Annotated in this window: 13 protein-coding genes; 4 read left to right on the plus strand and 9 right to left on the minus strand. The window is 60.6% G+C overall.

Annotation, left to right across the window (positions count from 1 at the left end; all coding sequences use genetic code 11):
- Nucleotides 1-139: 139 nt before the first annotated feature.
- The 4 genes from DJ564_RS28535 to DJ564_RS28555 form a co-directional block, all read right to left on the minus strand.
- A complete protein-coding gene (locus DJ564_RS28535) occupies nucleotides 140-655 on the minus strand; it encodes a Bro-N domain-containing protein (protein ID WP_109635066.1) in 516 nt (171 codons plus the stop codon).
- A 367-nt stretch (nucleotides 656-1022) separates the two neighbouring features.
- Entirely contained in the window at nucleotides 1023-1634 is a 612-nt protein-coding gene (locus tag DJ564_RS28540; protein ID WP_109635068.1) for a PolC-type DNA polymerase III, read from the minus strand.
- A gap of 22 nt (nucleotides 1635-1656) precedes the next feature.
- Nucleotides 1657-2136 (minus strand): NYN domain-containing protein, encoded by a 480-nt coding sequence (locus DJ564_RS28545; protein ID WP_008149222.1) that lies wholly within the window; start codon nucleotides 2134-2136, stop codon nucleotides 1657-1659.
- A gap of 256 nt (nucleotides 2137-2392) precedes the next feature.
- On the minus strand, nucleotides 2393-3151 hold the full coding sequence (locus tag DJ564_RS28555; protein WP_109635072.1) for a DUF2076 domain-containing protein: 759 nt from the start codon (nucleotides 3149-3151) through the stop codon (nucleotides 2393-2395).
- Between the two features lie 177 nt (nucleotides 3152-3328).
- Between DJ564_RS28555 and DJ564_RS28560 the strand changes: the two genes are divergently transcribed.
- Both DJ564_RS28560 and DJ564_RS28565 read left to right on the plus strand, forming a co-directional pair.
- The gene (locus DJ564_RS28560) at nucleotides 3329-4003 is read left to right on the plus strand and encodes a YciC family protein (protein ID WP_109636229.1); all 675 of its coding nucleotides are present in this window, start codon (nucleotides 3329-3331) and stop codon (nucleotides 4001-4003) included.
- A 67-nt stretch (nucleotides 4004-4070) separates the two neighbouring features.
- Entirely contained in the window at nucleotides 4071-5150 is a 1080-nt protein-coding gene (locus DJ564_RS28565; RefSeq protein WP_109635073.1) for an endonuclease/exonuclease/phosphatase family protein, read from the plus strand.
- Between the two features lie 138 nt (nucleotides 5151-5288).
- On the opposite strand, the gene DJ564_RS28575 is transcribed toward DJ564_RS28565, so the two are convergent.
- Genes DJ564_RS28575 through DJ564_RS28585 form a run of 3 tightly spaced genes read right to left on the minus strand, consistent with a single transcriptional unit; the run spans nucleotide 5289 to nucleotide 7912 of the window.
- Nucleotides 5289-6125: an ABC transporter ATP-binding protein gene (locus DJ564_RS28575; protein WP_109635075.1), complete on the minus strand. Its 837-nt coding sequence runs from the start codon at nucleotides 6123-6125 to the stop codon at nucleotides 5289-5291.
- A complete protein-coding gene (locus tag DJ564_RS28580; RefSeq protein ID WP_109635077.1) occupies nucleotides 6113-6916 on the minus strand; it encodes an ABC transporter permease in 804 nt (267 codons plus the stop codon). The genes DJ564_RS28575 and DJ564_RS28580 overlap by 13 nt, the downstream gene beginning before the upstream one ends.
- 9 nt (nucleotides 6917-6925) lie before the next feature.
- The gene (locus tag DJ564_RS28585) at nucleotides 6926-7912 is read right to left on the minus strand and encodes an ABC transporter substrate-binding protein (RefSeq protein ID WP_109635078.1); all 987 of its coding nucleotides are present in this window, start codon (nucleotides 7910-7912) and stop codon (nucleotides 6926-6928) included.
- A 96-nt stretch (nucleotides 7913-8008) separates the two neighbouring features.
- On the opposite strand from DJ564_RS28585, the gene DJ564_RS28590 reads away from it, so the two are divergent.
- The gene (locus DJ564_RS28590) at nucleotides 8009-8284 is read left to right on the plus strand and encodes a hypothetical protein (RefSeq protein ID WP_162556249.1); all 276 of its coding nucleotides are present in this window, start codon (nucleotides 8009-8011) and stop codon (nucleotides 8282-8284) included.
- Nucleotides 8285-8308: 24 nt separating this feature from the next.
- Here the strand turns inward: DJ564_RS28590 and DJ564_RS28595 are convergent, their stop codons facing one another.
- Together DJ564_RS28595 and DJ564_RS28600 are read right to left on the minus strand one after the other, a co-directional pair.
- Nucleotides 8309-9679 (minus strand): aspartate aminotransferase family protein, encoded by a 1371-nt coding sequence (locus tag DJ564_RS28595; RefSeq protein ID WP_109635081.1) that lies wholly within the window; start codon nucleotides 9677-9679, stop codon nucleotides 8309-8311.
- Nucleotides 9680-9710: 31 nt separating this feature from the next.
- Entirely contained in the window at nucleotides 9711-11204 is a 1494-nt protein-coding gene (locus DJ564_RS28600) for an aldehyde dehydrogenase (protein WP_109636231.1), read from the minus strand.
- A gap of 226 nt (nucleotides 11205-11430) precedes the next feature.
- Between DJ564_RS28600 and DJ564_RS28605 the strand changes: the two genes are divergently transcribed.
- On the plus strand, nucleotides 11431-12345 hold the full coding sequence (locus DJ564_RS28605; RefSeq protein WP_109635083.1) for a LysR substrate-binding domain-containing protein: 915 nt from the start codon (nucleotides 11431-11433) through the stop codon (nucleotides 12343-12345).
- Nucleotides 12346-12356: the final 11 nt, after the last annotated feature.

Genomic DNA, 12356 nt, shown 5'->3' on the forward strand with positions numbered 1-12356 from the left:
GATGGCGCTTGAGGCCAAATGTGCCGTCAGTTGGCCGCCAGTTCGGCATCGGCCATAGCCCGGCGAGCCTGACCAAAAACCCGTTCCCACAGGTGTTACCTAATCCCTGTGGGAGCGGGCTTGCCCGCGAAGCGATCTGTCAGACGCCGCTGTAACTTGCAGGCAACAAACCCGGCATATCCCGTAGACGCACCCAAGGTTCCTTGCGCCAATGCAGCAGTCGCAGCGTTCCGCCCGCCCATTCCATCGCCCGCATATGCGGCGCTTGATTCGAAATGGACCCCGCATCTTCCCGCAGCATCGGAACCACGTCGTGTGTCAGCCAACGTCGTAAATGGCGGTTTTCCGGGCAATAGTGATACACCAACATCGCGTATACGCCCGACTCACTCAGCATCAAGGTCTCTTGCAGGTCATCATTTCCGGACAAACACATCAGTTGCTTCTGATCCTCATCAAGCTTGAGTACTTGTCTTCCATTTATGTCCACACCCATCAATCGTCCGATATCGCGGGCACAGAACCAGGGCTCTGCGTGCAGCAACAGTGCGCGCAGCTGGATGTGGTGACGGATGAATGTTTTGGGGATGAAGTGAGCTGCGCTCGTAGCTGATTGCGCAGAGTCTTCGGGGGGATTGGGGGTAACTTTAATCATGGCGAATTTCCTACTGAAAGTTGGAGCCGCCAGCATCACTTGCAGATGATGGGTGGCAGCTATGTGCGGGTCTGCAAGACCGAGTCAGTAGACAACCCCGGCAGACCCGAAGGTCTCCCGCACACAGCTACCATAAATCGATGGTCGCAAATAAAGCGACGCGATTATAGGTGTGCCGTTAGGCGTCTACCAAACTATCGGCGGGCTTGCAGTCCCGGTCGCTGAATTGGCAGCGACGTCCCAGAGGTTATCGATGCCGCAGGTACGGGGCAAGACGGACAAATTCCTAATATTTGGTAGGAGCAATCATCGAATTTGAGGCGTGGTTAAACACAAGACAACATCCCACAGGGGATTTTCGGTGTTTTCAGAACCCGCGATGGCGCTTGAGGTGTTCGTTGATCTTCGCCGCCGGCACTTTCTGCAGGCTGACCAGCAGATCATGGGACAACTCGCGCAACCCATGCTTCTGCTGCAGTTCCTGAAGCAGATGCCCCGTCAGGTTGGCCGCCATCTCCGCATCGGCCATGGCCCGGTGAGCCTTGCCGGTGTTGGGCAGGCTGGCGAAGGTGGTGAGGGTGCCGAGTTTGTGGTTCGGCGCGGCGGGCATCAGGCGGCGGGCGAGCAGCAGCGAGCAGGCGAAGTTCTGCAAGCGGGTGCGCTTGATGCGGCTGAGTTCGAAGTCCCAGAACTTCTGGTCGAACGCGGCGTTGTGCGCCAGCAGCGGCGTGATGCCGACGAATTCGTTGACCTCGTTCATCACCTGCTCGGCCGATGGTGCGGTGCGCAGCATGGCGTTGCTGATGCCAGTGAGTTGTTCGATGAAAGCAGGGACGCGCACGCCGGCGTTCATCAGGCTCTGGTAACGCTCGACGATGCGCCCCTGTTCAAGGATCACCACGGCAATTTCCGTGGCCCGGCAGCTGCTGCTCGGGGAGATCCCGGTGGTTTCAAAGTCGATGACTGCTATGCGTTCCAAACCTGTTTCAACTCCGTAAAAATCAATTCTTGAGCAACAACGCGCCTTCGATCGGCACGTAGCGGCTGGCGGCGCGGATCAGCGAGTTGGCCGTCAGGCCCGGCACGCCGTAGGCCACGGCTTGCACGCCGTGCTTGGTGATGATGCGCTCCAGCAGCATGTCGAAGTCACCGTCGCCGGAGGCCAGCACCACTTCGTCGACGTGATCGGCGGCGTCCATGATGTCGAGGGTGATGCCCACGTCCCAGTCGCCCTTGGCTGAGCCGTCGCTGCGCTGGATGTAGGGCTTGAGCTTCACGACGAAGCCGAGGTTGCGCAGGATCTGCTGGAATTGCTGCTGCTTGCTGTCGCCGCGATCGATCGCGTAGGCATAGGCCTCTACGATTTCGCCCTGTTTGCTGATATCAGCCCACAACGCGGCGTAGTTGAAGTGGCAACCATAGGCCTGACGCACGGTGTAATAGAGGTTCTGGACATCGGCGAACACTGCGATTTTTTTCACCGTGCATCCTCTTTGGCGCCGTTGCGCGCAGGCTGGGTCAGGCACCAGGCCCGAAAAGTGGCCCAGTATGCCAGCCTGAAGGATTGTTCCGCGAATAATCGGCCCGAAGCATCTTGGAGCCTCGGACGAATGGCAACCTGTGGCGAGGGAGCTTGCTCCCGCTGGGTCGCGCAGCGGCCCCAAGAAGGACTGCTGCGCAGCCCAGCGGGAGCAAGCTCCCTCGCCACGGGTTCAGTGTTACACCTGTAACGTTGAATCAGACGAAGGAATCGTCGTCGCCGCCAAAGAACGACGAGCTGTCATCGCTGTAGTCGGCGTCGGTAAAGCCGCCCTGATCACTGGAGTTGTCAGCCACACGCTGATCGTCGCCCGAGCCGTTGTCACCGCTCTGATCGTTGACCTGGGCCGGCTCTTCCTTGATGACTTCGACAATTTCCTGAGGTTGCTGATTGCTGTGGAACAGGCTGCTGATGCCTTGCGCCAGCATCACGCCACCGGCCACGCCAGCCGCGGTTTTCAGGGCGCCGCCAAGGAAACCACTGCCAATCCCAGGGGCTTGCTGCTGCGGCGCGTAATTCTGCTGCGGCGGTGCAGCGCCGAAGTTCTGTTGCGGTGGCTGCGAGTTGAACGACGGCCGCCCCGGCTCACGCCATCCACCATTGGAGGACGGCGCGCTTTGCGTCGATGCAGGCTGCGGATCACGGGAACCGCCACCAAAGATGCTCGACAGAAAACCACCGCTGGCGGGCGCCGACGGCTGAGTCTTGGCCGATTGCAGCTCGGCCTGCAATTGCTGGACTTGCTGAGTGAGTTGCTTGTTCTGTGCGTCGAGGCTTTTGAGGGCGGCCTCTTGAACCAGAATTGCCTGGGTCATGAAATAACCTGCCGCCGGTTGGCGAGTCAGGTGTTCCTTGATCCGCGCCTCGGCCTGGGCGTCGCGCGGGGCTGAGTCCGTTTCGGCCTGTTGCAGCCGGGAAAACAGTCCATCGATCAGGGTTTGTTCTTCGCTGTTCATGGCGACCTCGTAGATTGCCGGGAATATCGTTGCCCTCGTCCACTGTGGATAAGGTGCTCTCCAGTAATGGGGCTGATACAGGATGTTTCAATGACCTTTACCGAACGTTTACGTTTGCGCCCCAAAGGGCTTCATCGGTTAAAGTGGGCCACTGCTTTCAACCTGCGATACCGACTGATGAATTCGTTCGATGTACTGCGTGACTCTCTGTATTTCTTCAAGCGCAATCTGGGCCAGATTGTGCGGTTGTGCCTGCCGCTGGTGATCTTCGAAGCGCTGCTGCAACAAGTGGTTGATCGCTCCACCGAGCCGGACAGTTTCCCCGGCATCAGCGTGATGGTCGGCTTGCTGGTCTATCCGCTGTACACCGCCGCATTGATCCTGTTTCTGGATGCCCGCAGCCGTGGCGAATCGCCAAGCACCCGCGAGCTGCTGTCGAGGTCGGCGTACCTGTGGCCGCGCTTCGCCCTGCTCACCGCCCTCAACACCTTGCTGATCCTGATCGGCCTGTCGCTGTATTTCCTGCCGGGCATCTGGCTGATGGTGACCCTGGCGTTTGGCGAATACTTGCTGGTGCTGCGCGGCCTGGCCCCGTTGGCGGCGATGAAGGAAAGCTTGCGCCTGACCCGCGGCCATTTCCTGCGCATCCTGGTGTGCATCCTGTGTGTGATGGGCCCGTTGTGGGTGCTCAGGGGCGCAACCCTCGCGATTTACCCGGAGCCGCAGAACCCGGTCATTTCGCTGCTGATCGACAGCGCGCACAGCTTCTTGCAACTGTTCACCAGCGTGGTGGTGTTCCGGTTGTTCATGCTGATTGCCGATGCGCCCGAGAAAATTGATCGACCGCTCTGACCCATGGGCTTAAGCCCGACGCTCGGTTATGCTCGGGCTCATCTTTTGTAACGCTATAAGCCGAGCCATGACCCGTCTACTGCGCTACACCCTGCTGGGCCTGCTGATCGCGGCAGGCCTGATTGCCTTACTCATCTACAACCTGACCTGGCGTCCCGAAGCCAAGGAAGCGTTACCGGTCAGCTGCAGCACTCAGGCGCCCACGCTGGTACCCGGCCAAGCGCTGAAAGTGATGACCTGGAACGTCCAGTACCTGGCGGGTAAACGCTACGTGTTCTGGAATGACCTGGCGCAAGGCGACGACGAAAGCCCCACCGCCGAAGACATGGCCTTCAGCCTCGATGAAGTGGCGCGGGTGATTCGCGACGAGCAACCGGACGTGGTGCTGTTGCAGGAACTGGATGACAACGCCAAGGCCACCGATTACCAGAACCAGTTCAAACTGCTTCAGGAACGGGTCGCCGACCTTTATCCGTGCAGCGCTCACGCCTTCGATTGGAAAGCCGACTTCGTACCACAGCCGCACATCTTCGGCAGCGTCGGCCGGCAACTGGCAACCCTCAGCCGTTTCCAGATCGAACACGCCGAGCGCCTGCAATTGCCGGTCGCGCCGGCCAACATCATCAGCCGCCAGTTCAAACCGAAAAACGCCTTGCTGGTGACTTACCTGCGGTTGAACGACGGCGGGCAGATCGCGGTGCTCAATACCCATCTGGACCGCGTCATCCAGCCTGATGAAACCCTGCAAGCCCAGGTAACCGCCGTAACCAAGGTGCTCGACAAGTTTGAAAGCCGGGGCACCCCGTGGCTGATCGGCGGCGACTTCAACCTGTTGCCCCTGGGCCAGTATCGACGCCTGCCCGAAGAACAACGCACGCCCTACTCCGCCGACAGCGCGCTGCATGTGCTGTGGGACAAATACCCGATGATCCCGACCAACAACGAAGCGAGCGGTGTTGATCGGGCACGGTGGCTGACCCACTACCCGAACGATCCAGGCTTGAACGGCCCGGACCGGACGGTGGATTACCTTTTCTACAGCCCGCGGATCAAACGGGTCGAGGCCATGGTGAGGCAGGACGATACCTTGCGGATCTCCGATCATTTGCCGGTGATTGCGCGGTTCCTACTGCCTGCGGTCCCCTAGAGCCGGGTCAACGCAGAACCTGTGGGAGCGAGCCTGCTCGCGATGGCGTAGTGTCAGTCGACATCATTGTTGAATGATCAATCGCAATCGCGAGCAGGCTCGCTCCCACAGGGGATTTGGGCATGACGGGAAATCGGCTCAATGAACCTCCTCCAGATCGTCATGCAATAGCCCGAAGATTTTGCGCTTCATCTCGATAAACGAACGTTCCATGACCATGTCCAAGGTCCGTGGGCGTTCGATCGGCACGTCCAGAATCTGCTTGATCCGCCCAGGCCTGGCGCCCATCACGTAGACCCGATCCCCCAGCAAAATCGCCTCGTCGATATCGTGAGTCACGAACAACACGGTCTTCTTGCTGTTGCCCCAGACCCGTAACAACAGCTGCTGCATTTGCAGGCGCGTCTGGCTGTCGAGCGCGCCGAACGGCTCATCCATCAGCAGGATCTGCGGGTCGTTGGCCAGCGCCCGAGCGATGGCGACGCGCTGCATCATGCCGCCGGACAACTGCTTGGCGTAGTTGTCGGCGAACCCGGTCAGGCCCACTTCATTGACGTAGTAATCGACGATCTCCTTGCGCTGAGCCGCCGCCATGCCGCGCCGCTTGAGGCCGAACTCGACGTTCTGCCGCACGGTCAGCCACGGGAACAACGTATAGCTCTGGAACACCATGCCGCGATCTGCGCCGGGCCCTTGCACTTGCTGGCCGCCGACGTAGATTTCGCCTTCGGTTGGCTCATTCAGACCCGCCGTGAGGTACAGCAAACTCGACTTGCCGCAGCCCGACGGCCCGACCAGCACGGCAAATTGTTGATCCGGCACTTCGAACGACACCTGCTCCAGCGCGGTGAACATGCCGCCGTCAGGCTTCTGATAGCGCAGGCTGACCTTGTCCACTTGCAGCCGTGGCGCGGCCTGCACCGGGGCGGCCGTGGGTGTGACGAAACGCGGGTTGACGGCGCTTACTGAGCCCATGCGGCAATCCTCAGACGTAGGAAACGGAACAGTTGATCGGTGACCAGGCCCAGCAGGCCGATGATCGCGATGGCCAGGAAAATCACATCCACTTGAAAACCGCGCATGGCTTTCAGGCTCAAGTAACCCAAACCACTGGACGCGGCGACCAGCTCGGCGACCACCAGATAGGTCCACGCCCAGCCCATGGTCACGCGCAAGGTATCGAGCACACCCGGCAACGACGCCGGGGCGATCACGTGCAGCACCGCATCGCGGCGGGTCGAACCCAAGGTGTAGGACGCGTTGATCAGGTCCTTGGAGATGCCCTTGGACACGTCCGCAATCATCACCAGTTGCTGGAAAAACACGCCGAAGATGATCACCGACACCCGCTGTTCCAGACCGATGCCGATCCACAGAATGAACAGCGGCACGAACGAGGTCACCGGCAGGTAGCGGATGAAATTGACCATCGGCTCAAGGAACGCCTGGACGATACGGAAGCTGCCCATCAGCAACCCCAACGGCACGGCCACCAGCGACGAGACAATGAAACCGACCATCACCACTTCGAGACTGGCCCACACATGCAGGCCAAGGGTGCCGTCGCGGCTCAGGCGCACGGCGGCCTCGGCCACCGCGCCCGGTGTCGGCAGGAACATGCCCGGCACCACGCCGCCGTAAGACAACCCGGCCCACAGGCCGATCAACAACACCCAGGCCAGGCCGCTCGCGCCCCAGATCACCTGCACCGGCAATCCGGTCTTGGGCGTGATGCAGCGGCTCAACCATGAATTGCGCTTGAACATGCGGACCTCCTACAGCGGGCTGACGAAGCGGTTGTCGATCAGGTCGTCATTGCTGACGTTGTAGGGTTTGCCCTGCAATTCGCTGGCGGTCTCATTGGCCAGTTTGATCAGCGGTTCGCTGTCGCCCGGCTTGCCCGGTGAACCGAGGAGTTTCTCGCTCATGGCCTGATCGTAGAAACGCACGCCCTTCGCGGCGGCGGCCAGCTCCTTCGGATCGGCAAGGTAACCGCCGACGCCTTTGGCCATGATTTTGTAGGCCTCTTCCGGATGGTCCTTGGTGTACTGCACCGCTTTGTACAGACCGGCGACCAACGCCTTGACGTCTTCCGGTTGTTTTTCGATGACGGTGCAGTTGAGCGCGACCACATCGACAATCACGCCAGGCGTGCTGCTGCTGTCGATCAGCACCTTGCCTTGTTGCTTGTTGCGGACCATCGACAGGTGCGGCTCCCAGGTCACGGCGGCCGGTACACGACCGGCGATGAACGCGGTGGCGGCATCGTCAGCCGTCATGTTCTGCACGGTAATGTCGCTCATGCTCATGCCGTGTTTTTTCAGCAAGTACGACAGCCAGAACTGCGAGGTCGACCCTTCGTTCACCGCCACCGCCTTGCCTTTCAGCTCTTGCAGACTCTTGATGTCCTTGCCCACCAGAACACCGTCGCCACCATGGCTGTCATCGAGTGCGGCTACGGCTTTGAAGCAGAATTGCGGGCGGTACTTGAGCACTTCGTCGATGGTCGACGCCGAGCCCGACAACTCGCCAGACGCCTGCGCAGCCATGTACATCGAAGCTTCCTCGACGACGGGCAATTCGACGGTCAAACCGCCTTCCTTGAAGTAGCCAAGGTCCCGAGCGAGATAGAGGGTGCCGTAGCCGACCCACGTGGTGTGGCCGATGGACAGGGTGCCGGCCTGGGCGCTGGTGGCGACCGTCGCGGCGATGGCGGTGACCGCCAGTGGATGAGCGACGCGGTTAAGCAAGGACTTGATCATGGAGCACTCCCAAAGCTGTTGATTTAGTTTTGTCATGGGCAGTACGGCCAGCGGCCTCGGATTAGCTGTCACCTGCGGTCTCTGGTGGACCTCTTGATGGGCAGCATTCGGCGGACTGGCGAGGTCGATGTTGGACCAGGGGCGGGAATAGGAAAATCAGGAAATATGTCGTTGGGAATGATGAAAAAACTGGGTAGCGTGCGCCGTAAAAGGGCGGGATTTGCGGGGGTGCACGGCGTGGGTGCAAAAGCTGAAATGAGTGTCGAATGGGAGAAAGCAATCGCGGGCAAGCCCGCTCCCACAGGTTATGTGTCATGCCTGAATCTTGAGGCCGACACAAATCCCTGTGGGAGCGGGCTTGCCCGCGATTAAGGTCCGAAGGACCTTCCGGTAATGTCAGAGCCGGCCGTATTCCTGAGCCGTACGATCAACCGCTTTCAGGGTCTTGCCGACCAGCTCATCGATTTCTTCCCGACTGGCAATCAATGCCGGCGCCATGATCATCCGCCCCAACGTCGAGCGAATAATCACGCCCTCTTCAAAGCCGATCGTGCGGCAACGCCAGGCGATGTCGTTCTCATTGGCAAAGCGCTTGCGACTGGTTTTGTCCTCGGCCAATTGCAACGCCGCGACCATGCCGACACCCTGAATATCGCCCACCAACGGGTGATTGCCGAACACCTCGCGCAGGCACTGTTGCAAGTACGGCCCGATGTCATCCTTCACCCGCGTTACCACGCCTTCATCACGCAACGCCGTGAGGTTGGCAATCGCCACGGCCGCTGCCACCGGGTGCCCGGAATAGGTCAGGCCGTGGGCAAATACCCCGCCCTGCTCCACCAGCACCTGAGCCATTTTCTTCGACAGAATCAACCCGCCCATCGGGATGTAACCCGAGGTCAAACCCTTGGCGATGGACAAGGTATCCGGCTCGAAACCGAAGTGTTCGTGGGCAAACCATTCGCCGGTACGACCGAAGCCACCGATCACTTCATCCGCGCACAACAGCACATCGTACTTACGGCAGATCCGCTGGATCTCCGGCCAGTAACTTTCGGGTGGAAAGATCATCCCGCCCGCGCCCTGGAACGGTTCGGCGATAAACCCGGCGACCTTGTCCGCGCCCAGTTCGAGAATCTTCGCTTCCAGTTGCTGCGCCGCCCGCAGGCCGAATTCGACCGGCGTCAGGTTGCCCTCGTGGGCGAAAAAGTACGGTTCATCGATGTGTTCGATGTCGGGGAGCATGCCGCCCATTTCGTGCATGAACTTCATGCCACCGAGCGCCGTCGCCGCCAGCGTCGAGCCGTGGTAACCGTTCCAGCGACCGATCATGATTTTCTTCTCGGGCTTGCCGAGGATCGTCCAATAACGCCGCACAGTACGGATCAACACCTCGTTGGCTTCGGAGCCGGAGTTGGTGTAGATCGCGTGGCTGTAGTGCCCCGGCAACAGGCTGAACAGCAGCTCCGAAAGCTCGATCACCTGCGGGTGGGTGGTGTGGAAAAACATGTTGTAGTACGGCAATTGCTCGAGCTGCCGGGTCGCCGCAGCGGCCAGGTCCTTGCGCCCGTAACCGAGGTTGGTGCACCACAACCCGGACATGCCGTCGAGGTAACGCCGCCCATCGTTGTCCCACAGGTGCAGGCGCTCGCCGCGGACCATCACCCGCGGCCCTTCGTCGTTGAGCGCTTTTTGATCGACGAATGCGTGGATGTGGTGCGCAGCGTCGGCGGCCTGGTAGTCGCGGGTTTCACGTGGTGTGGTCATCGCCAGTTCTCCGTTTTGTTATGAGCGGCTGTTATGCGCGCAGCTGAAACCAGGTGGTCTTCAACTGGGTGTATTTATCGAACGAGTGCAGCGACAGGTCGCGCCCGAAACCGGACTGTTTGCCGCCGCCGAAAGGCACGGTCACGTCGAGCGCATCAACGCAGTTGACCGACACCGTGCCCGCTCGCAATTGCCGCGCCACACGGTGGGCGCGGTTGAGGTCGTCGGTCCACAGCGAAGCCGCCAAGCCGTAGACGCTGTCGTTGGCCAGTTGCAACGCATGGGCCTCGTCATCGAACGCCGTAACCGCCAGCACTGGGCCGAACACTTCCTCGCGAAACAGCGGCATGTCCGGGCTGACGCCGGTAAAAATCGTCGGCTGAATGAAGTTGTCGGAGCCGTTGAAAATCGACTGCCGGCCGCCGCACACCTTGGTTGCGCCGAGGCGTTCGGCCTGCTGGATGAACTTCATGATGCGCGCGGTCTGGCGGCTGTCGACAATCGCCCCGGCGCTGCTCGACGGGTCCAGTGGATCACCCGGTTGCCAGCGTTCGGCCTGCACTTTGAGCCGCTCGACGAACTCATCATGAATCGAACGTTGCACCAGCAACCGCGAGTTGGCCGAACACACTTCGCCCTGATTGAAGAAGATCCCGAACGCGGCTTTCTCGGCAGCCAAGTCAAGGTCCTGGCAATCGGCGAACACCAGATTGGCGCTCTTGCCGCCGCACTCCAGCCACACCTGTTTCAGGTTCGACTGCGCGGAATACTGCATGAAATATTTGCCGACTTCGGTGGAGCCGGTGAACACCAGGCAATCGACGTCCGGGTGCAAACCGAGGGCTTTGCCGGTCTGCTCGCCGAGGCCCGGCAGCACGTTCAGCACGCCGGGCGGCAGACCGGCTTCCAGCGCCAGCTCGGCCAGACGCAACGCGGAGAACGGTGACTGCTCGGCGGGTTTGAGGATCACGGAATTGCCCGCCGCCAGCGCGGGTGCGAGTTTCCACGCGGCCATGTCCAGCGGGAAGTTCCACGGCACCACGGCGGCGACCACGCCCAGCGCTTCGCGGGTGATGGTCGCCAGCACGTTTTGCGCGCTGGGGGCGATCTGGTCGTAGAGTTTGTCGAGGCTTTCGGCGTACCAGCGAAACACCCCGGCGGCGCCTGGCACGTCGATGTTGTAGGCGTCCATCACCGGTTTGCCCATGTTCAGCGAGTCGAGCAGCGCCAGCTCTTCGCGGTGGGTCATGATCAGCTCAGCCAGGCGCAGCAACACTTGTTTGCGCTCACTGGGCGAACGTGCTGACCAGATGCCGGCCTCGAACACTCGCCGCGCATTGCGTACCGCCGCGTCCACCTCTTCATCACCGCAAGCGGTCACGTTAGCCAAGCGCTGGCCAGTGGCGGGGTTGATCGCCGCAAAGGTCTGCCCCGACTGTGCCGAACGGGGTTTGCCGTCGATCACGGCCAGATCGGGAAACCGCAGCGCAGCGGCTTTGTTTTGCCAGTATGCAAGCTCGAACACGTTCAGATGCTCCATGGGCTTTTCTTGTGTCTGGATGGTGGCCCAGGCCCGAGTCCAGTAAAAATAGTAAAAATGTCTTCGCAGACCATGAAAAAACTGGGCAGCCAATCTCCCCGGTTGTGCGGGATGTGGTTATTGTTCAAGCACAACAACACCGTCGTCAGAACGGATGCAGTCGGCGCAAAAATTGCCTGGATGTCAGAGTCCATCCACCCCGAGGTTTGCCGTGGCTGCCTACAACCTGCGTCAATTGAAGTACTTCATCACCACCGTCGAATGCGGCAGCGTCGCCGAAGCTTCGCGCAAGCTGTACATCGCCCAACCGGCGATCTCCACGGCGATCAAAGGCCTGGAAGACAGCTTCGGCGTGCAATTGCTGATCCGCCATCACGCCCAGGGCGTGTCGCTGACACCGAGCGGTGCGCGCTTTTATCGCAAGGCCCAGGAACTGCTGCGCATGGCCAAGGAGTTCGAACAGAACGCCCTGGCCGACAACGACGTGGTGGCCGGGCAAATCGATATCGGCTGTTTCGAAACGGTCGCGCCGCTGTACCTGCCGCAGTTGATTGCCGGGTTCTCGGCGCTATACCCGGGGGTGAAAATCCGCATTCGCGACGGCGAGCAGCAAGAGCTGGTGCAAGGCCTGACCTCCGGTACTTTCGACCTGGCGATCCTCTATGAACACGAACTCGACGCCACGATTCAGACCGAACCGCTGATGCCGGCGCAGCGGCCTTATGCGTTGCTGCCGGCGGATCATCGCTTTGCCCAACTCAAGCAAGTGTCGCTGCGCGATCTGTGCCTGGAGCCGATGATTCTGCTGGACGTGCAACCGAGCCGGACCTACTTCGTCAGCCTGTTCGAAGAACTGAACCTGTCGCCGAACATTGCCTTCAGCTCACCGTCGATCGAGATGGTCCGGGGCATGGTCGGGCAAGGGTTCGGCTTCTCGATCCTGGTGACGCGGCCGCATTCGGAATGCACCTACGACGGGAAGAAGGTGGTGTGCGTGGACATTGTCGAAGACGTCACCGGCTCAGGATTGGTGGCGGCGTGGCTCAAACGCGGGCAACTGACCAAACCGGCGCAGTTGTTTGCGGATTACTGCCGGGAGCAGCTGACTGCCAAAGCCGGAACCTGAGCCTGGTGGAA

Source organism: Pseudomonas sp. 31-12 (genome assembly GCF_003151075.1).
Taxonomy (GTDB): Bacteria; Pseudomonadota; Gammaproteobacteria; order Pseudomonadales; family Pseudomonadaceae; genus Aquipseudomonas.